The sequence below is a fragment of the Streptomyces sp. ICC1 genome (assembly GCF_003287935.1).
GTDB classification, from domain to species: Bacteria; Actinomycetota; Actinomycetes; order Streptomycetales; family Streptomycetaceae; genus Streptomyces; species Streptomyces tritrimontium.
The window spans coordinates 5342123-5362554 of sequence record NZ_CP030287.1; the positions used below are offsets into that span (position 1 = coordinate 5342123).

At 68.2% G+C, this 20432-nt stretch carries 20 protein-coding genes; 9 read left to right on the forward strand and 11 right to left on the reverse strand.

All coding sequences use genetic code 11. From position 1 onward, the window contains the following. Window positions 1-3 precede the first annotated feature (3 nt). The 3 genes from DRB96_RS25225 to DRB96_RS25235 all read right to left on the reverse strand — a co-directional run bounded on the left by DRB96_RS25225 (window position 4) and on the right by DRB96_RS25235 (window position 3163). Window positions 4-1311 (reverse strand): ATPase, T2SS/T4P/T4SS family, encoded by a 1308-nt coding sequence (locus DRB96_RS25225; protein ID WP_112450517.1) that lies wholly within the window; start codon window positions 1309-1311, stop codon window positions 4-6. Further along, the gene (locus DRB96_RS25230; RefSeq protein WP_239516442.1) at window positions 1308-2273 is read right to left on the reverse strand and encodes a hypothetical protein; all 966 of its coding nucleotides are present in this window, start codon (window positions 2271-2273) and stop codon (window positions 1308-1310) included. Before DRB96_RS25230 ends, DRB96_RS25225 begins: the two co-directional genes overlap by 4 nt. Window positions 2274-2452: 179 nt before the next feature. Beyond that, a complete protein-coding gene (locus tag DRB96_RS25235) occupies window positions 2453-3163 on the reverse strand; it encodes a hypothetical protein (protein WP_112450518.1) in 711 nt (236 codons plus the stop codon). Window positions 3164-3529: 366 nt separating this feature from the next. Between DRB96_RS25235 and DRB96_RS25240 the strand changes: the two genes are divergently transcribed. The 3 genes from DRB96_RS25240 to DRB96_RS25250 all read left to right on the forward strand — a co-directional run bounded on the left by DRB96_RS25240 (window position 3530) and on the right by DRB96_RS25250 (window position 5844). Continuing rightward, entirely contained in the window at window positions 3530-4177 is a 648-nt protein-coding gene (locus DRB96_RS25240; protein WP_112450519.1) for a hypothetical protein, read from the forward strand. A gap of 53 nt (window positions 4178-4230) precedes the next feature. Further along, on the forward strand, window positions 4231-5211 hold the full coding sequence (locus tag DRB96_RS25245) for a hypothetical protein (protein WP_239516474.1): 981 nt from the start codon (window positions 4231-4233) through the stop codon (window positions 5209-5211). A 72-nt stretch (window positions 5212-5283) separates the two neighbouring features. After that, window positions 5284-5844, forward strand: a complete 561-nt coding sequence (locus DRB96_RS25250; RefSeq protein WP_112450521.1) for a hypothetical protein — start codon at window positions 5284-5286, stop codon at window positions 5842-5844. An 85-nt stretch (window positions 5845-5929) separates the two neighbouring features. Here the strand turns inward: DRB96_RS25250 and DRB96_RS25255 are convergent, their stop codons facing one another. The 4 genes from DRB96_RS25255 to DRB96_RS25270 all read right to left on the reverse strand — a co-directional run bounded on the left by DRB96_RS25255 (window position 5930) and on the right by DRB96_RS25270 (window position 8967). Continuing rightward, window positions 5930-6529 carry a hypothetical protein gene (locus tag DRB96_RS25255; RefSeq protein ID WP_112450522.1) on the reverse strand — a complete coding sequence of 200 codons (600 nt, stop codon included), beginning with the start codon at window positions 6527-6529 and terminating at the stop codon, window positions 5930-5932. A 17-nt stretch (window positions 6530-6546) separates the two neighbouring features. Continuing rightward, entirely contained in the window at window positions 6547-7950 is a 1404-nt protein-coding gene (locus DRB96_RS25260) for a hypothetical protein (protein WP_112450523.1), read from the reverse strand. A gap of 65 nt (window positions 7951-8015) precedes the next feature. Next, entirely contained in the window at window positions 8016-8318 is a 303-nt protein-coding gene (locus DRB96_RS25265; protein WP_112450524.1) for a hypothetical protein, read from the reverse strand. Further along, window positions 8311-8967 carry a hypothetical protein gene (locus DRB96_RS25270; protein WP_162688839.1) on the reverse strand — a complete coding sequence of 219 codons (657 nt, stop codon included), beginning with the start codon at window positions 8965-8967 and terminating at the stop codon, window positions 8311-8313. The genes DRB96_RS25265 and DRB96_RS25270 overlap by 8 nt, the downstream gene beginning before the upstream one ends. 287 nt (window positions 8968-9254) lie before the next feature. On the opposite strand from DRB96_RS25270, the gene DRB96_RS25275 reads away from it, so the two are divergent. From DRB96_RS25275 to DRB96_RS25295, 5 genes are read left to right on the forward strand one after another with little or no spacing between them, the layout of a single operon-like run. Further along, window positions 9255-9902: a hypothetical protein gene (locus DRB96_RS25275; protein WP_112450526.1), complete on the forward strand. Its 648-nt coding sequence runs from the start codon at window positions 9255-9257 to the stop codon at window positions 9900-9902. Then, the gene (locus tag DRB96_RS25280; RefSeq protein ID WP_239516901.1) at window positions 9899-10942 is read left to right on the forward strand and encodes a hypothetical protein; all 1044 of its coding nucleotides are present in this window, start codon (window positions 9899-9901) and stop codon (window positions 10940-10942) included. The genes DRB96_RS25275 and DRB96_RS25280 overlap by 4 nt, the downstream gene beginning before the upstream one ends. A gap of 58 nt (window positions 10943-11000) precedes the next feature. Continuing rightward, entirely contained in the window at window positions 11001-11300 is a 300-nt protein-coding gene (locus DRB96_RS25285; RefSeq protein ID WP_112450528.1) for a hypothetical protein, read from the forward strand. Between the two features lie 8 nt (window positions 11301-11308). Next, window positions 11309-12721 carry a putative T7SS-secreted protein gene (locus DRB96_RS25290; RefSeq protein ID WP_204357812.1) on the forward strand — a complete coding sequence of 471 codons (1413 nt, stop codon included), beginning with the start codon at window positions 11309-11311 and terminating at the stop codon, window positions 12719-12721. Beyond that, on the forward strand, window positions 12603-13808 hold the full coding sequence (locus DRB96_RS25295) for a VWA domain-containing protein (protein ID WP_112450529.1): 1206 nt from the start codon (window positions 12603-12605) through the stop codon (window positions 13806-13808). The genes DRB96_RS25290 and DRB96_RS25295 overlap by 119 nt, the downstream gene beginning before the upstream one ends. 132 nt (window positions 13809-13940) lie before the next feature. Here the strand turns inward: DRB96_RS25295 and DRB96_RS25300 are convergent, their stop codons facing one another. The 3 genes from DRB96_RS25300 to DRB96_RS25310 all read right to left on the reverse strand — a co-directional run bounded on the left by DRB96_RS25300 (window position 13941) and on the right by DRB96_RS25310 (window position 17713). Beyond that, window positions 13941-15047, reverse strand: a complete 1107-nt coding sequence (locus DRB96_RS25300) for a DUF4238 domain-containing protein (protein WP_112450530.1) — start codon at window positions 15045-15047, stop codon at window positions 13941-13943. Between the two features lie 59 nt (window positions 15048-15106). Next, window positions 15107-15367, reverse strand: a complete 261-nt coding sequence (locus tag DRB96_RS25305) for a hypothetical protein (RefSeq protein ID WP_112450531.1) — start codon at window positions 15365-15367, stop codon at window positions 15107-15109. Between the two features lie 1281 nt (window positions 15368-16648). Continuing rightward, window positions 16649-17713 carry an IS110 family transposase gene (locus DRB96_RS25310; RefSeq protein ID WP_112450532.1) on the reverse strand — a complete coding sequence of 355 codons (1065 nt, stop codon included), beginning with the start codon at window positions 17711-17713 and terminating at the stop codon, window positions 16649-16651. 365 nt (window positions 17714-18078) lie between these two features. Between DRB96_RS25310 and DRB96_RS25320 the strand changes: the two genes are divergently transcribed. Next, entirely contained in the window at window positions 18079-18420 is a 342-nt protein-coding gene (locus DRB96_RS25320) for a hypothetical protein (protein WP_239516220.1), read from the forward strand. A gap of 80 nt (window positions 18421-18500) precedes the next feature. Here DRB96_RS25320 and DRB96_RS44935 read toward each other — a convergent pair whose 3' ends face one another. Then, on the reverse strand, window positions 18501-19376 hold the full coding sequence (locus DRB96_RS44935; protein WP_239516221.1) for a transposase: 876 nt from the start codon (window positions 19374-19376) through the stop codon (window positions 18501-18503). Window positions 19377-20432: the final 1056 nt, after the last annotated feature.

Genomic DNA, 20432 nt, shown 5'->3' on the forward strand with positions numbered 1-20432 from the left:
GCCTCACCCCCAGGATCCGCTGGGGCGGTAGCCGTAGGGGATCAGTTCCTCGATGCAGGAGATCGCCGCGTGCGGGACGACCCGGCCGTCGGAGGTCTCCGCGAACACCTCGCTGGAGAGCACCCGGCCGTCGACGCCGTTGACCTCGCGCACGGAGGTGACCACGCGGCGCAGCCGGCCGCCGCCGTGGAACTCGTTGCGGCGCTCGACGAACACCACGAAGTTGATGGCGCCGGCCACCAGCATCTGGCTCGCCTCGATCGGGAGCCGTTCGGCGGCCTGCAGCGCGTAGGTGGAGATGCGGCTGAAGACCTCGCTGGAGCTGTTGGCGTGGATCGTGGAGAGCGAGCCGTCGTTGCCCTGCGACATGGCGTTGAGCATGGTGACGATCTCGTCGCCGAGGACCTCGCCGACGATGACCCGGGAGGGGTTCATGCGCAGCGAGCGGCGCACCAGCTCGGACATCATGATGGCGCCCTGGCCCTCGGAGTTGGGCAGCCGTTCCTCGAACGCCACGACGTTGGGGTGGAGTTCGGCGAACTGGTCCAGGCCCAGCTCCAGCGCGCGCTCCACGGTGATCAGGCGCTCGGTCGGCGGGATCTCGTTGGCGAGGGCGCGCAGCAGCGTCGTCTTTCCGGCGTTGGTCGCGCCCGCGATCATCAGGTTCTTGCGGGCGCGGACGGCGCAGGACAGGAAGTGCGCGAGCTCGGGGGTGAGCGTGCCGTTGCCCACCAGGTCCGAGATGAAGACCTTGCCCATGCGGGCGCGGCGGATGGAGAGCGAGGGGCGGCGGGTGACGTCCATGACCGCCGAGAGGCGCGAGCCGTCGGGCAGCCGCAGGTCGAGCTGCGGGTTCGCCGAGTCGAAGGGGCGCGAGGAGAGGCCGGAGTAGGCGCCGAGGACCTGGATGAGCTCGATGAGCTCCTCGTCGGTCTCGGCGACCGGGTCGGCGCGGAGCTCGTTGCCGTTGGCGTAGCCGACGAAGACCTGGTCGCAGCCGTTGATGTCGATGTTCTCGACCTCGGGGTCGTCGAGCAGCGGCTGCAGGCGGCCCACTCCGAAGAGCGCGGCGTGCACGGCCGCCGCGAACTGCTCCTCGGTCTCGGCGTCGAAGGGGGTGCGGCCGAGGTTGATCTCGGCGCGGGCGTGCTCTTCGAGTATCTGGGCGATGACGGCGCGGGCGTACTGGCGCTCGTCCTCGCCGGACATCTGCATCAGCCCGGACAGCTGGTCCACGCGGCGCTGCTCGGCGATGCGGTCGCCGGCCTCCTGGCGGAACCGCTTGACGAGCTGGTGGTCGACGACGCTCATCGCGCCCCGCCCGGGGCGGCGTCGGGGCCGCCGGGGCCTGCGGGGCCGGGTACGAGGCCGGACGCGGCGCCCGTGCCCATGCCCGTGCCGTGGCCGGGGCCCATGCCCATGCCCGTGCCGTGGCCGGTGCCGGGGCCGGCGCCGGGGCCCGGAACGGCCCACGCGGCCCCGTACTGCTGGTTGATGTCCTGGGCCACCTGCCGGGCGGACCGGATCAGCAGGGACTTGTCCAGCCGGCCGCGGCGGCGCCCGGCCAACTGCTCGGAGCCCACCGGGTCGTACGCCAGGGTGCCGAGCACCCGGGCGCCGGACCGGGAGGCGAGCAGCATCTCGTTGACCTGGTTGCCGATCTTCGCGGAGTCCTTGGGGTCGGCCACCAGCAGCACCCCCAGCAGCGGGGTCCCGAGCTGCGCGGTGCCGCGCCCCGGTCCGCCGCCGTGCAGGCGCGCGGAGAGGGCGAGCGCCCTGTCGCGCACGCGGGCGATGGACTCGGGCGCCGTACGGGCGACCAGCAGCACCAGGGAGGCCTGGGCGAACAGCTCCACCGCCGGGCCGTCCCCGGAGATGCGCCCGCAGTCGGCGATGACGTCGGCGGGCGCGTGCGGGGACTCGGCGAGCGCGGCGAAGGCCCGCCCCAGCAGCGGCCATTGCCCTACGAGGCCTGCGGCCTGCTCTGAGGAGCCCAGCCCGACCAGCACCTCGAGGCCGCCGGACATGGCCTGCGCGTGGTCCCACAGCTGGTCGGGGGCCAGGCCCCGGCGGGCGGTCGCGGCGATGGACAGCATGCCGGTGTTGGGGTCGAGCGGGCCGCCGTGGGCGGCGGGGCTGCGGTAGACGAGGTCGCCGCCGGCCGGGTCGGTCTCGGCGAGGAGCGCACGCCGCGGCCAGACCGCCGAGAGGGCGACGGCCGCGGTGGTGACGCCGGGTGATCCCTTGTCCGCGGCGAGGGCGATGAGCGCCATGTGGCTTCTGCTTTCCTGTGCTTGCCTGTGCTTGCCGGCCGGTGGCCGCCGACGGCCGGCCGGCGGCTTCCGCGGCCCGTGACCCGTTGGCCTGTGACCCGTTGGCCCGTGACCTACGGCCTACGACCTATGACCGATGGACCGGATGACCGATGGACCGGATGACCGATGGCTGTCGATCAGCCGGAGGCACCCGGGATCAGCACCAGGGCGACCTGGCCGGCCGCGGCCGCCTGGGTCAGGGGTGCGATCTCGGCCGTGCCGACCATGACGGTGACGGGCAGGTTGCCGCTGCCGATGGAGCCGCCCTCACCGACGAAGACGTCGTTGACCTTGGCGTCGCGCACGAGCAGCGTGTTGCCGTCGGCGGCGCCGCCCGCGGTACCACCCTTCGGGGCGTCGCCGCCCACCCGGTAAGCCGCGACGTGGTCGCCGACCTTGAGCCCGGCCGGGTACTGGCCCGCCTTGAGGGAGAGGCCCACGAAGGCCTTGCCCTCGGGCAGCCCGCCGACGTCGGAGAACATCTGGCCGATCGCGATGGTGCCCTTGACCAGAGTGTTCTTGGCCTTGAGCTGCTTGAGCGCGTCCCGCTGCTCCCAGCGGACGTAATCGACGGCCGGATCGTCGGCGACCAGCACCGAGGTCATCGCGGCATCGGTGACGGCCTTGCCGGCCGGTACCTCCGCCGAGATGCGGACCACCTCGATCCGCTCACCGGCGCGCAGCACGAGGACCGTTGCGCCGAGGGCGCCGATCAGGATGAGCAGCACGGCGAGGGCGGCGAGAGCGGGCTTGCGCTCCCGGCCGGCCGTGGGAAGCCGCTCCCCCACCGGCGCTGCCTGGCCCGGACCCCTGTGACTGGGCGCACCCGCGCGTTCCTGGACTTTCACTCCACGCTCCCCCGTGCACCTACGACAGACAAACTCGGCCAATACCCAACAGAATCAAATATACGGTTGAGTTGACCAACTCAAAGAAGAACCAAAGTGCTCGCACGGTAGCAGTGGCACATGTGCACCTCAAGGCGAGCCCGCCCCCGTGGACACACCCCCGCACGGCGGCCGGCCCCGCCCTCCGCCGTGCCGGGGCCGGGAACGGCCGTCGCAGTTGCGACATTCGCCGGAAACCTCCGGGCCCGGAAGCGGAGGCTGAGCCAACCGACTGTTACGTAAAGGGAATCGCCCTGGCGAAACCGTTCGCGGCGCAGGTAGCGTCAGACAGCTTCAGACGTCCTACGCCCCACCAGGAGCCGCCCAGTGACCCGCCGCACTCTGCCCGTCGCAGTCGCCGCCACGGCTTCCGCAGCCCTGCTCCTGTCGGCGTGCGGCGGTGGCGAAACGAAGGCGAACGACAAGATCACCGGAGCGGAGTCTAGCGCTCCGCCGTCGCCCTCCCCGTCCCCGCCCCCCTCCCAGGCGACAGGCCGCCCGACCGTGACCCTCCCGCCGGACTTCAAGAACGTGTTCGAAGGATGGGCCACGGGCGATGCCGGCAAGGATGCCGCCCTGACCGACCTCAGCAGCCAGATCAACGCCGTTGACGCCGCCATCGCGAACGACGAGCCCGAATCGCCCGCCGTGGTCTTCTACAACAAGGGCATGGCCCTCATCAACGCCGGTACGTGGATCGCGAAGATGAAGACGAAGGGCTACGTTCCCACCGGAACCTCCCGATACTTCAACCCGAAGCTTCAGTCGTTCGACGACAAGTCCGTCGGCGTCTCCTACTGCTCGGACGAGAGCAAGGCGTTCGCCAAGGACCGCGGGACGGGCAAGGTCCACACGACCCCCGTGACCGACAACTCATACGTGGCCTACACCGCCCGCCTGGAGAAGAACGAGCAGGGCGTCTGGCAGACCACCCAGCTGAACTCCAAGAGGGGCGACAAGTCGTGCACACCTTAAGGACTCCACTCCGCGTGGTAGCGACGGGAGTGACCGCCGCGGCGATCGCACTCATGCCTGGTATCGCGGCGGCGGAGTGGCCGCCCGAAGGCGACACCCGCGGTGGTGACCCCCAGACCAGCGGCGGCCACGACAAGGGCACGCTCACCTCGCTGATCAGCTTCTCGGGGTCGACCAAGGGCAAGGGCAGCCCGAAGGGCTTCACGGCGTCCAACAACTGGACGCCGCCCGCCTGCTGGTACGAGCCGCGCTCCGCATCGCAGTTCGCGGAGTACGTCGAGGCCTTCGTCGCGGAAACCGTCAACTACCCCGGTCAGGCGGGTCACGCCAAGAGTGCAGTGGGGCAGTTCAGGACGATCTACAAAGACGGCAAGTACAAGAACTACAACCTGGACCAAGAGGGCAAGGGTGCCTTCTGGGTCGCCGTCCGCAATCCCGACCGGTTGAATGACGTCGCCTCCATGGGCTGCAGCGAGCTGCCGGAGTGGGTCCCCAACGGCACCCCGCCCCCTTTCCAGAACTCCGTCACGCCCGAGGTCCTGGCTCACCTGGCGTACAACCAGATCGCCATCACTCCGACCACTGTGAGCCTCGCCCCCACCCCGGCGAACAACAAGGTCAACCTGGCCACGTGGATCTCGCACGACAAGGCCGACTTCAAGCCGGTCTCCGTCACCGCGACCCTCAACGCCGCCGGCGTGAACGTCACCGCCACCACCACCGCCAGACCGGTCTCCCTGCACATCAAGCCCGGCACCGCCGACGCCCAGGTCCACCCCGGCTCCGGCGAGTGCGCCATCAATGCCGACGGCACGATCGGGGCTCCCTTCACCGAAGGTTCGGCCGACAAGAACCCGCCGTGCGGGCTCACGTACCTGCGTTCCTCGGGCAACGGCACGTACGCCCTGGAAGCCAGCATCACGTGGGAGGTCACCTGGACCTCGACCACCGCCCCCGGAGGCGGCCTTCCCCCTGGGACCTTCGCCGTCGTCCAGAACATCACCGTCCAGGAGATCCAGGCCGTCAACCGCTGACCGCACGTCGCGTAGCCTTCACCCCCAGGCCGGGCCGCCCGTACCCGTGGCGGCTGACCTGGGAGGGTGGTCATGAACGAGCTCAAGACGGGGTCCCGGACCTGGCGGGTCCTGGTGCACTCGGCGTACGCGGTGGTCTCCGGCCTCGCCGGGGCGGGCGCGCTCATCACCGCGGTCGTCAGCGCCGCCGCCGGCTCCGAGGGTTCCTCCTGGGCCGACAGCAGCCGGGACCACGTCACCGGCGTGCTCACCCTGCTCTTCCTCGCCGTCCTCTGCCTCGACCTCGCGCGCAAGCTGACCCAGGACGCCCTCGCCCTGCACCGGGCCGACCGCCCCGAGGACGCCGAGGTGGCCGCGGGCATCGCCCTCGCCCTCGGCTGCGCCTACGGCGCCGTCTCCGGCCTGGTCCTGTCGACCGCCGCCGACGGCGTCCCGCTCTGGGGCGTGCTCCTCGTCATGGGCGGCCCGCCCCTGGCCCTGACGGCCCTCCGCGCACCGAAGGCCATCAGCGCCCGCCGGGAGCGGACGACCGCCCGCGCCGCCGCGAGGGCGGCAGCCCGGCCGGTCGTCACCACGCGCAACCCCGGCGCCATGCGCCGCACCACCCGCGCACAGCGGCGAAGCGCGTCCTGAGGCCCGTCCCGCAGGCCGCCGACGCCAACGCCAACGCGAATGCCCACGCCCGCGCCCACGCCCGGAGTTCCGCCCGGAGTCCCGCCTAGAGTTCCGACTCGTCGTCGACGAGCCGGATGCTCCGTACGAACGCGTCGAAGGCCGGCTCCGCGACGGAGAGCCTCCCCAGGTCGTCCGACGAAGCGAAGGCGATGACGTCCACGCCGCGCTTTTCGTCCCGGAACGCGTACCAGAGGTTCATTGCCACGGAGTTGTCGTCCAACTGCACGTGCGTGCGCGAATGCAGACCCGTGCCGAGCGCCTCCGTGGTGAATTCCTCCACCTGCGGAGGCAGCATGGCATCGGGGCTCTCGACCCGCGCGTACTTCCGCAGCGCCACATCCCGATCGCCCTCCGCCGGCCCGTACCAGAGGTGGATGTCCAGCGGCTCTTCCGTGGGGTGCGCGAAATAGAGGTAGCTCTCGCGGGAGGTGTTCATCTCCTCGAACACCTGCCGGCGGGCCGCAAGGAGCGTGGACAGGCGCTTGAGCTCCTTCCGCTTGAGCGGCAGGTCGTGGTAGGTCAGCAGGACGACGGCCTTGCTCTCGGCCCAGTCCTTCTCGTCGTCCCACGGCCTTTCATCCCATGCGCCCCAGGGCAGGGGCACCCAGTACAGGTCGTCGAAGTCGACGTGAACCCAGCTCATTCTTCCCACCCATTCCTTTACGGCGCGTAGTCGTACATGCCGGTGTCGCTCGGAGTCCAGTCCTTGAGGTCTCCGTAAGGGCCGACCTTCGGCTTGTCCTCGTAGATGTCGCTCGGCGCGATGCCCTTGTCGGTCCAGTCGATCAGGTTTCCGGCCGCGAAAGTACCAAAGGCGAGTCCGCCGTTACGGCCGGCCGCCCGCGCCGCCGCACTCGTGGCCGGGTCGCCGCCCCGCTTCAATGCCTCGTTCCGCGCGAACTTGAGCTGCGCGGCCGCATCGCGGTCGCCGCCCGCCCTGAACGTGTCCATCCGGCTCGGCTTGGGCATCTCCGTGGCCACGCCCTTGGGCTTCTGGGACTTCACGAAGGCGTCCTTCTCCTTCTGGATGGCGTCCCTCGCGCGCTGGCTGCCCGCGTTCGCCTTGCGCTCCTCGAACTTCGCGATCTTGTCCTTGTACGCCGGGCTCGTCTTCACGTCCTTCGCCTGCTGGCGTCCGGCCTTGACCGAGGCCTGCCGAGCGGCGTCCGAACCCTTCTTGATGCCCTTGCCGGCCACGGTTCCCATGCGCATGGTGAGCAGGCCCACGACGTCGAAGACCACGTCGCCCCACCCTCCGTTGCCGGTGGCCGCCATGGCGACGTGCGCCACCGTGCTCGCGAGGGCGAGGGCCGTGCCGATCTGGGTCATGAGCGCCATCGCCGCGAGCCAGCCCGCGCCCGGCACGGCGAACATGGCCACGATCATGATGACCAGCGCGATGACCGCGAGGATCGTGGCGATCCAGCCCATGACCTCCAGCACGACCTTGATGGCCTTGAGGTTGCGCTCGATGAGGTTGGAGAACCAGCTCCAGAAGCCGTCCTCGACCGCGTCGTCGATGATGTCGCGGATCTTGTCCGCGATCCGCTTGGAGTCCTTGCGGTATCCCTCGACGGCCGTGCCGTTGCGCTTCTTCGCACCCTCCAGCTTGGTGCGCGCGCTCTCCAGCTCCGTCTTCTTCGACGGCTCCAGGTCCTTCTCCGCCGTCTTGGCCGCCGCCGAGTCCGGGTCCTCGCTGCCCACCAGGGCCCGGAAGCTCTCCTGGGCCTCCTTCGCGGACGTCAGCGCCGCCGCGGTCTCGCTCTGCGCGTGCTCCAGGCAGCCCGCCCACTCGCCCAGCTTGGCGGAAACCTTCTCGTACCGGCCCGCCGACTTCTCCAGCTTGCCCTTCAGCTTGCCGGAGCCCTTCTTCAGCTCCTCGACGTACTTGCCCTTGAGCTCGTCCGTCCCCGATATGGCCTTGAGCCGGGTGATCTGCGCCCGGATCTGCTCACCCGTGGTCGCCATGTTCTTGGCCCCGGTTCTCACCTCCTCGGGATTGCCCGGCGTGGGATCGGAGCCGGCCAGCGGCTGCCAGTCCTTGGGTCGGTTGTTGGGTGCCATGCTCTTCGAACCCCCGTGATTCCTGCTACTTCTTCACTGCTACTTCTTCGCTGCGTTCTTCTTCACTACTTCTTCTTTTCGACCTTGCCCGAGTCGATCAGGTCCTTCTCCAGCCCCTCGAAGCTCTCCCGGGCCTTGATGACGAGCTTGAGCACGTCCTCGATGTTCGTGAGCATCTGCTTGCGGTTCTTCTTCCAGTTGTCCGAGAACTCGTGCATCGCACTCTCGAGGGTCTTCGCCCCGACGTCCTCGGCCAGCTCGTCCTGCCGGTCCCCGCACTTCTTGAACTCCGTCTGGATGATCCCCAGGGACTTCTCGGATTCCGTCAGCAGCTGGTAGTCGACCTTCAGGTCGGACTTGTCACCCATCACCACTCCTCTGCCATGCGAACGTCGTCATGATCGCGTCGAACAGCTCCACGAGCAGGAGCGCGAACTCACCCTCCGGGTCCCCGTCCCCAGGTGTGGAGAACGAGACGCTGATCCAGCGGGCCGCGTTCCCGGGCACCGGCATCGTGTAGTCCACGGTCCGGGCGGCCTCGTGCCGACCCTTCGCCGGGTCGGCGGGACGGACGCGCTCCGTACGGGAACCCACCCCGCCCTCGACGTCCACCTCTTGGGCGTCCGCCTCCCCGTCCCCGCCGGCCGCGAGGGCGCGGGCGACCTCCAGCGGGTCCACGCCGTCGCCCAGCTCGAGCCGGAACTGCGCCACCACGATGGAGCAGGGGATGGCGATCCCGTCGCGCGGGATGGTGGGGAGGTACAGGTCGATACCGGAGTTGTCGGCGGCCTTGCGGGCCAGCTTCAGCAGATGGCCTTCGAGCTGGGCCCGGTGCTTCGCGACCTCGTCCCGGGGGAGCTCGTCGGGGGCGAAGGCCGCGGTATCGGCCGCGATCGTGCGTACCGCGTCCTCCATTCCCTCCCCGAGCGGAATGTGCGACCACCCCGGAGGCATCACGAGGGTGTATCCGGCGATCGCCCCCACCGGGGCCGATCCGGCCGGCATTGAAATTGTCATGTGAACAGCCTTCCTGGCACACGGCCACGCGTGAGGGGCGGGGGTCCGCACTTCCCCGTCCCGACGCAATCCTCCTACGTGGCCCCGGGGTCCACGCCCTCGTCCTTCGCCATCGGACCCTCCGCGCGGCCGTCGCAGTTGCGACATTCGCCGGAAACTTCCGGCACCGAAGCGGACAGGAGGCACAACTCACTGTTACGTAAAGGGAACCGTCCTGGCGAAACCGATCGCCACAAAGGTAGCGTCAGACAGCTTCAGACGCCCTTCGCCCCATCAGGAGTCGCCCAGTGACCCGCCGCACCTTGCCCGTCGCAGTAGCCACCACGGCCGCTGCCGCCCTGCTCCTGTCCGCGTGCGGCGGTGATGGAACGAAGGCGAGCGACAAAATCGCCGGATCGGAGTCGAGCGCCCCACCATCGGCATCCGCGAGCGCGAGCCCGTCCCAGGCGGCGGGCCGGCCGACGATCACGCTTCCGGCGGACGTCAAGAACGTCTTCGAGACGTGGGCGACGGGCGAGCCGGTGAAGGACGCGATCCTCACCGATGTCAGCGCTCAGATGAACGCCACCGACGAGGCCATCACGAGCGACGCCCCCGAAACGCCGGGCGTCGTCTTCTACAACAAGGGCGATGCCCTCATCGGTGCCGCGAAGTGGATCACCGAGTTCAAGGCCAAGGGCCTGACGGTCACCGGAACCACGCGTTACTACAGCCCCCGGATCGAGCTGTTCGACGACAAGTCCGCGGGTGTCGGCTTCTGCACGGACGAGAGCAAGGCGTTCACCAAGGACCGCAAGACGGGCAAGGTCAACGAGGAGCCCGCGAGCGACAAGTCGTACGTCTCCTACACCCTCAGGGTCGACAAGAACGCCCAAGGGGTCTGGCAGACCACGAAGCTGACCTCCGAGAGGGGGAGCAAGACGTGCGCGTCATGAGCCGTTCGGGCCGCTGGCTGATCATCGGCGCGACCGCCACCGCGCTTGCCCTCGTACCGGGCACCGCCTTCGCCGGGAAGGACCCCGGTGGCGGCTCCCGAGGCGAGACCACCACGGGGGGCGACCGGGACGGGCAGATGCTCACCTCGCGCATCAGCTACTCGGGTTCGACCGGCGGATCCGGCGGGAAGAACCCCAAGACGTTCACCCCGACGGGCAACTGGACCCCGCCCGCGTGCTGGTTCGAGCCCATGTCGGCCAGTGAGTTCGCGGCTGCCGAGAAGGCCTCCTACGACACGGTGGTCAACAATCCGGGCCAGCCGTCCTACGCCAAGAACGCCATGGCCGAACTCCGGAAGAAGTACACCGAGACCGACTACAAGGACTACAACCTCGACAAGGAGGGCCAGGGGGCCTTCTGGGTCGCCGTCATGAACCAGGACCGGCTCAACGAGCTGGCCGCGTTCGCCTGCAACAGCACGCTGCCCGAGTGGGTCCCCAACGGCACGCCGCCGCCGATGCGACAGGCCGTGACCCCCCAGGTGCTCGCCGAGCTGGCCTACAACCGGATCATCGTCCCGACGACCCAGGTGACCCTCGCGCCCGAGGCGAACACCAAGGTGAACCTCCCCACCTGGGCCTGGCTGGACAAGGGCATCTTCAAGCCGGTCTCCGTCACCGCGAGCCTCAACGCCGCCGGTGTGAACGTCTCCGCCACCACCACGGCGACGCCCGTCTCGCTCCGCATCAAGCCCGGCACAGCGGACGCCCAGCTGCACCCCGCCTCGGGCGAGTGCACCTTCAACGCCGACGGCAGCATCGGCACCCCCTTCACCCAGGGCTCGGCCGACAAGACCCCGCCGTGCGGACTCACGTACCTGCGCGCCTCGGGCAACGGCGGCTACTCGCTGGAAGCCAGCATCACCTGGAACGTCAGCTGGGTCGGAACCAACAGCCCGCGCCCGACCAACATGCCGCCGGGAACCTTCACCACCGTCCAGAACATCACCGTCCAGGAGATCCAGGCCGTCAACCGCTGACGCCGCCGCCGGGACCACGCGCCACGCGACCACCGTTCCCCGACAAGGGAGTTGATCCATGAGCGAGAGAACCAGGGCCGACCTGGAGATGATCAGGGAGTGCTCGGACTCCCTCTTCGCCATCCACCGGCAGTTCAAGGACAACAGCAACCCCGCCGACGCCTACGACGACGCGCTCGGCAGCAAGAAGCTCCGCGAGGTCTTCGACGACTTCTCCGACACCTGGAAGAAGACCAGGAAGAAGCTCATGGAAGACATCCAGCACCTGGCCGAGTTCACCAAGACCGCGGCGGACACCTACGACGAGGTCGACAGCAAACTCGCCGAAGCGCTGCGCAGCGCGAAGAAGAAGGGCTGACCGACACCGTGAGCACCCGCCCCCGCGACTGGTCCACGCTGCACGACGGCGACCCGGTCCCCGGCGACCCGTACGAGGTCGCCGCGCTCGGCAAGAAGCTGCGCGACATGGCCGACGAGATCGACAAGCAGGCCGCCAACATCAAGGCCCTCTCCTCGGTCGACGGCTGGGACAGCGACGCCGGACGCGGGTTCCACGACATCGCGGACAACACCTCGGCGCGCCTCAAGCGCAGCTACGAGCGGTACGACGAGGCCGCCAAGGCCATCGGCACCAAGGTGGTCGAGGGCGAGTCCGACGAATACGCGAGCGAGCTGCACCGCGCGCAGAAGATGGCGGACAAGGCGCTGGCCGACTTCCTGGAGGCGGACACCACGCACAAGACCGCCATGAAGGACCTGGAGAAGTACGACGCGAAGCCCCCCACCCCCGAAGACGGGCCGGAGCGCACCCGGCTCACGAACCAGAAGAACGACGCCTGGTCCGCCAAGCGGGAGTGCTTCATCAAGGTCTCCAAGGCCAAGGACATACGCGACGACGCCGCGAGCAAGGCCGCCAAGCACATCAAGAACGTGATCCACCACGACGGGGTCCGCGACCCCGGCGGGTTCATGAACTGGCTGGCGGACTGGGCGGACCGGTTCTCCAACATGGCCGCGATCTTCTCGATCCTCGCGGTCATCTGCACCTTCGTGCCGCCCCTGCAGTTCCTCGCACCGATCTTCGCCGCCCTCGCCATCATCTCGAGCGCGGCCGCGCTGGCCGGGCACGCGTACGACATGACGGTCCGCGGCGGCAAGCTGAACCTCCTCAAGCTCGGCCTCGACGTCCTGGGCGTGGTCCCGGGCCTCGGCGCCCTGAAGGGCTTCTCGGCCGGCGCCAAGGGCCTGAAGTTCCTCGGGAAGCTCGGCGGACTGCGGTTCAGCGGATCGGCCGCCCTCAAGGGCGCGAACTTCAAGTTCTTCAACGGGCTGGCGGTCAACCTGACCAACAAGGTGCTGGCCAAGATCCCCGCGATCGGGATCCAGTCCGGGGAGCGGATCACGGCGGTCGTCAAGGGCGGCGGACTCATCGGCGCCATCATCAAGATCGCCCAGCGCAAGGACGGCCACGCGACCGGCGACCCCGGCGACCCCAGGCCCACGCCGACGGGCCCGACGCCCCGGGCGTCGACGTTTCAAGCTGGCCTTGAGTGCCTGGTGGAGCTCGAACATCCGGTTTGCCTGTGGAGCGAGGGGAACGCGGGAGAGAATCGCGTGATCGCGGGGTTCTCCAGAGAGGCAATTCGTGAACAGGTCGTTGATGAAGGGGCAGAACACGGAACTGGTTGCAGGTTCGGTTGTGCTGTCAGTCGCTGCCACGGGTCTTTCCGTGGATGTCTCGGCCCTGCTCCTCGGTCCTGGTGGCAAGGTTCGCAGTGACGACGACTTGGTCTTCTACAACCATCCAGCGCAAGACGGGGTGTCCGTAGCCGGTCACAGCGTCAGTGCCTCCCTGGATCGGGTACCTGGCGACGTGGAGACCGTCGCCGTGGTTGCGAGCGCCGACCCGTTGCGGTCCGGCGCCGTCTTCGCGGCCGCCCCACGGCTCAGCATTGCGCAGCAAGGGACGCCGACCATCGAATTCACTGCCCCGGACTTCACTGCTGGGGAGACGGTGGTCGTTCTGGCCGAGCTGTACCGGAAAGGTTCTGGCTGGAAAGTCCGGGCTGTGGGGCAGGGATATGCCTCGGGGCTGGCCGGCCTGGCAACGGACTACGGCGTCACCATCGACGATGAGCCGGCGGTTCTCACTGCAGTAGTAGTCCCGGCGCAGACCAGTCGACCCAGCCAGGACGCTGTAGTGGACCTGTCCAAGGTAGGGAGCAAGGCGCCGTCATTGCTGGAACCCGCCCGACAGGCTGGGCAGGCCCTGGTCCATACGGGCATGGGCGGACGGCGGGCGGCCGTGTACCTGATCTTGGATCACGACTGGCACATGGAGGAAATGTACGAATCATTCGCGGTTCAGGCTTTCGCGGAGCGCGTGCTGGCTCTGTCAGCGAACCTGGATGATGACGGCACGGTTCCCGTCATCTTCTCCAGCGGGCAAGAGCCGTTCCTCGAAGAGATCAGCCTCGACAACTACCGCGGACGCATCGGCCAGCTCCATACGCAGGTGGACTGGGGCTGGGGCAACGTCGCGGAAGCCATGCGCCGTGCGGTCGGTCACTACCAGGAGAGCGGCGCCGCCGACCCGGCCTTTGTGATCGTTCAGGTCGGGGACGAACCATGGGACAAGGCTGCGTTCCGCTCACTGCTCCAGAACACGGCGACGCTGGGGGTCTTCTGGCTCTTCGTCGGCTTCGGCCGAGGCAAGCTTGCGTTCTTCAAGAACTTGAATGCTTCAGCGTCTGCCACATTCACCAACGCCGGCTTCTACGACGCGAGCAAGAATCCAGGTTCCGTCCCTGGCGACAAGTTCTACAACGGCCTTCTTGAGTCCTTTGGCGCCTGGATGGGGACGTAGGAAAATCGGCGCTCAGCCCAAGCAGCGGCTGCCCCGGGCTATCCGCGTGCTGCCTGACTCCATTGGTGGAGCCTTCTGTGCGCCGTGGGGTGGGCGGACCGGGGTGGCTGCTCGGGTCAAAGAAGCAGCTCCCTACTTGCGACCGAAGAGTTGCGGGCGTGGGTGCGAAAGGGGGTTCGCGGCGATCACTCCGTCTTCGGGGCGGGTACCGCCGAGATGGAAGAGAGGGCCGAGCTCGGGCAGTGGCTGGGCGAGGAGGTGCTGGTCCTCGGGGTGGCTGAAGGCGCAGAAATACGTCTGCTCGATCAGGCGCCGGTTGAGTGCCTCGGCGGCCATCATGCTCTCGTCCGGGCTGAGGCGCACGTGCGACGGTAGAGAGATTTCCGGATCGCCCATGACGATGATGGTGCGGCGTCCAACCGGCATGGCGATCTGGTCCGCCAGGGCCAGGCCGTGATGGCCGGCCTTCTGGACATGGAACAAGGTCGCCCGACGCGCCTTCCTCGCGCCCTGCCGCCGTCTGGTTCGGACGCGCTGGCGGGCAGGCGCCAGGACGGGCGCAGGGTTGCCGTCCTCGCGAAACGCGGCGATGGGCTCGTCGCAGGTCACCAGCGCGCCTGCGGTCAGCGAGACCACGCACAGCGGTCTCTCGGCGAAGTACGGGTAGAGCTTCTGCGCCAACGGGCTGAGCGTGCTCAAGTGCATGTTGGGGTGTGCGGCGAACTCCAGCTCGCGAAACTCGCGTAGCTGCGCCCGGTACTCCGCTACCTCGCGGCGTCCCCCGTGGACAGGTTCGTTGAGCTGGACCAGGCGCGTATAGAGGTCGGACATGACCTCCAGCTCACGGCGTCGGCGCGGACCTCGTGCGTACTGGAACGCCATGAACAGGGCAATGTCCGCGTGATCCTGCGAGTGCACGGGGCTGCCCCAGGTCACACTCGACGTTGCGCGGCGAAGAGCAGACGCAGCCCATCCTTCGACACGCGTCAGTAGTTGCTCCAGCCGACCGTCGGGCTCACCGTCGATGTTGATGAAGGTGTAGAAGTCCTTGATCGCCAAGTCGGCTATCTTGCGAAGACCCGCTTTCGGTGACCGTCGATCTCGAACCCACAGCTGCTCGTTGGGATTCCCGAAACGTCGAAGGTAGAAGGCGGGAACCGTATGGTGCCGAGCGCCTACCTGCAGGCTTTGATCGGCGCTGGCTATGTCCCACTCGTCCATGACGAAAGCCTGGCACATCTCACTGACACGCCGTCACGACGACGTCTGGCAGGACCGGGCCGACCGGCTCGGCACGTTCAGGAGAACAGGGCTTCCGCGTCGCGCGCTGCTCTCTGCCGCCAGCGCTTCTGCCGTTCGACGACCACCAGCGTCCGTCGCTGCAGGGTGGCTACCGCCTGGGCTGTGCCTGCGTGGCCGTGGTAGGTACCGAAGGTCTCCGTGAGGTCCTCGAATGCCCCCAGGACGGCGAGAACGGCGGCGCTGACGGTCTCGCTGTCGGCATAGAGGGACGGATTCCCCTCGTCGTCGAAACCGACGGCCTGCTGGACGAGCCACATGCTGCTGTGAGCTGCACCCGAGGAGAGCCGGTACCCAGGAGGGGAGGTGCGTTGTGTGCGCCTTCGCCAGGTCGGTGAGGTTGAGAGCGAGGGGAGCTTTGTGGGCTCCCAGGACAGCGCGGGCGGGTCGGTTCCTGTTGTCCAGGTCGATGCTGAGACCGGCACCCGTCACGATGCGCTCAGCGCGCTCCCACGCCTTCTCTGCCTCGGGAAGCACCCGGGCATCGAACTCCCTTGCCGCGGTGAGATGCGCTCGCAAGCACCGCCGCAGCGCGACGCACGCACCGATCCTCCGGCGAGGCGGCTGCATGTCGGCTGTGGCAGATACGGATGGTGCCTTCCTGGACGACGCGCGACAGGGACACCGTGGGCCATATCGACACCGGTTCTCCCGTGAGGGTTCGCTCCATGGCCACGACGTGATCGAGCGCGTGGGAGATGGTCAACGACGCAGTGAACGCGGACCACGACAGGAGCCTGCGGCGCCCCGTGCGGTGACGGTGATGCGAGGCCGCGATCCATGCTTCGTCGGTGCCCGCCACGCCCGCCGTCGGATCGGCCTGACTGAGTTCCTCAACGAAGGTAGCGAGGGAGCCCCGCGCGTTGCGTAGCGCACGGGCGGCTTGATCGACGATCTCCTTCGGCACGCCAAGGCGACGGGGATCAGGCCGAGAGGAGGTTGTCATTCCGACAGGCTACGTAGTCGGCTGCCCTCCGGCGCGTGAGTTTTTCCAGTAGCCCGACCCGAGGGTCGACGGACAGCCATGGCCGAGTTCTCCTGGGCGCTGTTGCGCAGAAGTTCTGCGGGCCCGTTGGCGAGAGGCGCAGTAAAACGCTTCGTCGCGCGAGAGGCCTACCGCCACCTCACCAGCGTAACCGCGCCCTCTCTTACCGCCTGACGATCTATAGAAGCTTCAGAGTCAAGGCCGGGGAGACGGAGCACCACGTTGTCCGGGAGGCCGGTCCGGTCCGGTACGACCATGTCAACCAGGTGTTCCGACAACTCCCCACGGCAGACGGCGTGATTCTCGGGGCTGAGGAGAGAGCGGGAGGCGAGCGATGGCAGGAGGTCCAGAACCGAGAGAGTCAGAGAGAGTGGGGTCCGCCATCGGGCGGGGTGCCGGGGAACCGCGTGCGGCCACCGGCGCCAGGGTGTGAAGAGGGGTCGTGCTCATCCTCGGTGGGATGAGCACGACCCCTCGTGCGGAGGCTCAGGTTCTCCGCGGTGACCGGTCTGGTGTGGACGGTCACGTAATTCGGCTCTGAAGCTTCTATAGATCGTCAAGCTGTAGGAGAGGGCGCGGTTGCGCCGCTGAATGCGCTGGTGAGGTGGCGGTAGGCGTCTCGCGCGACGAAGCGTTTGAGGCATCGGAAGATGTCCTTCGTCTTGAGTCCTTCGCGGGTGCGTCGAGCGACGTAGTCGCGGGTGCGCGGGTCGTGACGCATGCGGACCAGCACGATTGTGTGCAGCGCGCGGTTGGCCTGGCGGTCTCCGCCACGGTTGAGTCGGTGACGGTCGGTGCGTCCGGACGAGGCTGGCACGGGTGCGGCGGCGCACAGGTGGGCGAAGGAGGCCTCTGAAGCGAGCCTGTCGGGGTTGTCGCCGGCGGTGACCAGCAACTGCCCGGCGGTCTCAGTCCCAACGCCCGGCAACGCGAGCAGGCCGGGTGCGGTGCGAGTGATCAGGTCGCGCAGGTCGGCGTCCGCGTCTGCTATCTCCTCGCTCAAGTGCCGGTATCGCCTGGCCAGACGCTTGAGGGCGATTCTGACGGCCGTGGCCGGGGCAGCCAGATCGGTGCCCGGACGGCTGGCGGCTAGCCGTCGGACCAGCTCGGTGGTGGTCAGCGAGCGCAGTGCTTCGCGTACTGCAGCGGGCGCGGTGATGATCAGTGATCTGATCTGGTTGATGGTCTGGGTGCGGGCCTTGACGGCACTGGCGCGCACCACGCGCAGCCCGCGGATCGCCTCGACCGCGCCATCGCGGTGCTTCGGGATGCCCGTGGCGCGGCCGGCGAGTACCGCAGTGGCGGCGGCATAGGCGTCGATGGGGTCGGACTTCCCGGCCGCGCGACGAGCGCGACGGTCGGGTCGGTCCACCTCAATAACAGCGATCTCGTTGGCATGGAGATAACGGGAAAGCTCGGCGCCGAAGGAGCCTGTGCCCTCCATGCCCACAACCAGTATTTGACCGTGGGAGTACAGCCATTCCAGCAGGTCTCGGTAGCCTGCAGGTGTTGTGGGGAACGCCTCGGTGGCCAGGTGCCGGCCGATGGTGTCGATGACGGCGGCCTGGTGAACGTCGGTGTGGGTGTCGATCCCGCCGATCACCTCGATGGGCTGTGACATGGTGGCCGAGTTCCTTCCGTGCGCGGCGAATGGGCTCGCGCGCACCGGCCGGCAGACGGACACGACTGTGATGGGACCGCTTGAGTCAAGCTTCTATGAGGTCACGATCGCCGGCCGGTACACGCAATGGCACCCGCTCGGAAGGTCGACGATTCAGAGTGAGGACAGCCGAAGCGTCAATCGGGGATCGGGTCAGACCCTCGAGCGGTGCCGCTCCATCCTCACAGTCGGGGATCTTGTGATGTCGCAGGGTCACGGGGCGAGCAGTACGCGTTGGCGTAGGAGGTCGAGGTTTGGCTCCTAGGACCGCGTTCCGGAGGGCCAGGCTGGCGAGGATGTCGGTCCGGGATGAGAGCGTTTCCCGCATGACCGACACAGACGAAGCAGAAACCGACGTTGAGCATGCCGTCATCGCTCACTACCGACTGGCCGACGCCGGCCTCGGCGATCCAAGCCAACGGGAGGCCGTCCGCCAGGCTCAGTCCCTGCTGACCGAGGCGATCGAGCAAGCTGACGTCGGCGAGTTCGACGGGAACGAGTACGGAGGAGGCAAGGTGGTCCTCTACGCCTACGGACCGGACGCCGATGCACTCTTCGCTGTCATGGCACCCATCCTGAACGACCTGCCGTTCCGGCCAGCGCTTGTCGTCCTGCGCTACGGCTCCGTCGATGACACATCGGCTGCCGAGCAGCGCGTCGACCTCTGACGAGCCGAGTCATCAGCTCCCAGCTAGACGGGCACCTGGGGCAAATCGGGCTCTGCCGGGGATCGCGTGGTGTCGCAGGGTTATGGGCCGAGGAGTACCCGTTGGCGTAGGAGGTCGAGGTTGGCTCGTCCGTAGGCCATGCGCTTGATGAGCTTGACGCGGGTGACGTGGCCCTCAACCTGGCCGGAGCTCCACGGTGTTGAGAGACCTGCGGTGACGGCGTCGAAGTCGCGTCGCAGGCCGCTGACCAGTGAGTGGAGGGCTGGGAGGTCGTCAGTAAGGACTCGCTCCATCCAATCGGGAAGTTGGTCTCCGCGAAGGTGGTGGAGCATTTCAGCGAAGTCGTGGACGTGCCGTGCGGCGGCGTCGAGGTGAGGGCAGGCCGTACGGATCTCCTTCAGTTCCGCGGCGTCGGCGGCCGCGAGGTGCTGGGGGTTCGTCATGATCCAGCGGACGACGCGTCGGGGCTTCGGGGCCGGCCTGGGCCGCGGCCGGGACACCGGTTGCTGCTTCCGTCCTGGTTGGCGGGGAGGTCTGAAGGCTCGGAAGTAGCGGCGGAGGCACTGGACGCTCCCGGTGAATCCGCGCTCGCGCAGTTCCCGGTGGAGCTGGGGAATGTCGTGACAGCCCTCCAGCCAGCGGGCGCGGAGGTAGGTCTTGTGCTCATCCAGGAGAGACAGCCTGCCGGTGGCTTTGACCAGGAGTTCGTCGAGGCTGGCGGCTCGGACGAAGCGGCGGACGGTGGAGTGGTCCAGCCGCAGCGTCCGGCCGATCGCCGCCAGCGACCTTCCCTCGGCCAGCAGGGCCTGGACCGCCGCGTATCTCTCTGTCGTGCGGGCCACCAGGCGCCGGGGTTGGCCGTTGACGTCGAGCATGCCGTCCGGCGGGACGAACGGCACGGCCACCGGCCTGGACGGCTCCGGCGTGACCAGGTCCCTCGCGGTCGCCTCCGCCATGACCGGGTCGCCGCGAACGCGGACTGAATGCACCCGTGGTGGGATCCGACCGTTCTTTCCACCGCATCCGCGACGTTCCGCCACAGATGCCAGGCGTCGGCGACCTGCATCGCCTGCGGGGCACCGGTTCGGGCTCCCTCCGCATAGGCGCCGGCCCGATCCCGGCAAATCACCTCCACCTCCGGGTGCAGGCGAAGCCACGCGGCAAGTGGCTCGGCGTCCCGGCCGGGCAGGACATCGACCGGGCGGCGGGCTTCCAGATCAACCAGGATCGTCGCGTAGGAGTCGCCCTTGCGCAGAGCAAAATCGTCCACTCCCAGGAATCTGACGGCGCCGATTGGTGGCGGGACCGAGCGGAGCAGGTCCAGCAGGGCGTCCTTGGCAATGCGGATCCCGAGGGCCGCGGCCAGGCGGGCGCCGGGACGGCCCGCCAGACACAGAGCGATCGAGGCGAGCATCGACCGCAGCACCTGCGTCTGCCGGGCATACGGCCTGGTCAACCCCTCGATCTGCTCGGCGAACGTCACCGCCGGGCACCGGCTGCTCAGACACTTGAACCGGCGCACGGTCAGCTCGATGACTACGGGGCTGCCGGCCACGGGTGCGTCGCCGAGCCGGCGGACGTACCGTCCGTGCACCCGCCACGACGGCATACCGCATCCCGGGCATCTCACCGGAGACGTCTGACACCCCGCGCGAAGCGTGATGACCCCGACCGTTCGCTTGATCGACTCGATGACAACACCGGACAGATGCGGCAACAACCGCCCCAACACCCCTGAACCGCACACCCGAAGACTGCCCAGCTCAGCCCTGCGACATCACAAGATCCCCGACAGAGCCGAATTACGTGAACGCTGACAGCCGCAGGCCGTCGTGATATCCGTCACGCGTAGTCTGGCCCACCTCTGAAGATTGATTATGGTCCGTCAGTAAATGGATCTATCTGCCGGGTGCAGCTTTCAGGAGCCTGCCGAGATCGCAAGCTGGGCGACTGTTGTGCGTTTGCTGTGAGTGCGGATAGGAATGGCCCCCTCTTGATCGTTCTTGTGGGGG

Coding starts and splice junctions, on each gene's coding strand:
- DRB96_RS25225 (WP_112450517.1), bottom strand. CDS start 1,311: ATGAGCGTCGTCGACCACCAGCTCGTCAAGCGGTTCCGCCAGGAGGCC.
- DRB96_RS25230 (WP_239516442.1), bottom strand. CDS start 2,273: ATGGCGCTCATCGCCCTCGCCGCGGACAAGGGATCACCCGGCGTCACC.
- DRB96_RS25245 (WP_239516474.1), top strand. CDS start 4,231: ATGCCTGGTATCGCGGCGGCGGAGTGGCCGCCCGAAGGCGACACCCGC.
- DRB96_RS25250 (WP_112450521.1), top strand. CDS start 5,284: ATGAACGAGCTCAAGACGGGGTCCCGGACCTGGCGGGTCCTGGTGCAC.
- DRB96_RS25255 (WP_112450522.1), bottom strand. CDS start 6,529: ATGAGCTGGGTTCACGTCGACTTCGACGACCTGTACTGGGTGCCCCTG.
- DRB96_RS25260 (WP_112450523.1), bottom strand. CDS start 7,950: ATGGCACCCAACAACCGACCCAAGGACTGGCAGCCGCTGGCCGGCTCC.
- DRB96_RS25265 (WP_112450524.1), bottom strand. CDS start 8,318: ATGGGTGACAAGTCCGACCTGAAGGTCGACTACCAGCTGCTGACGGAA.
- DRB96_RS25270 (WP_162688839.1), bottom strand. CDS start 8,967: ATGACAATTTCAATGCCGGCCGGATCGGCCCCGGTGGGGGCGATCGCC.
- DRB96_RS25280 (WP_239516901.1), top strand. CDS start 9,899: ATGAGCCGTTCGGGCCGCTGGCTGATCATCGGCGCGACCGCCACCGCG.
- DRB96_RS25285 (WP_112450528.1), top strand. CDS start 11,001: ATGAGCGAGAGAACCAGGGCCGACCTGGAGATGATCAGGGAGTGCTCG.
- DRB96_RS25295 (WP_112450529.1), top strand. CDS start 12,603: ATGAAGGGGCAGAACACGGAACTGGTTGCAGGTTCGGTTGTGCTGTCA.
- DRB96_RS25300 (WP_112450530.1), bottom strand. CDS start 15,047: ATGTGCCAGGCTTTCGTCATGGACGAGTGGGACATAGCCAGCGCCGAT.
- DRB96_RS25305 (WP_112450531.1), bottom strand. CDS start 15,367: ATGTGGCTCGTCCAGCAGGCCGTCGGTTTCGACGACGAGGGGAATCCG.
- DRB96_RS25310 (WP_112450532.1), bottom strand. CDS start 17,713: ATGTCACAGCCCATCGAGGTGATCGGCGGGATCGACACCCACACCGAC.
- DRB96_RS25320 (WP_239516220.1), top strand. CDS start 18,079: ATGACCGACACAGACGAAGCAGAAACCGACGTTGAGCATGCCGTCATC.
- DRB96_RS44935 (WP_239516221.1), bottom strand. CDS start 19,376: ATGGCGGAGGCGACCGCGAGGGACCTGGTCACGCCGGAGCCGTCCAGG.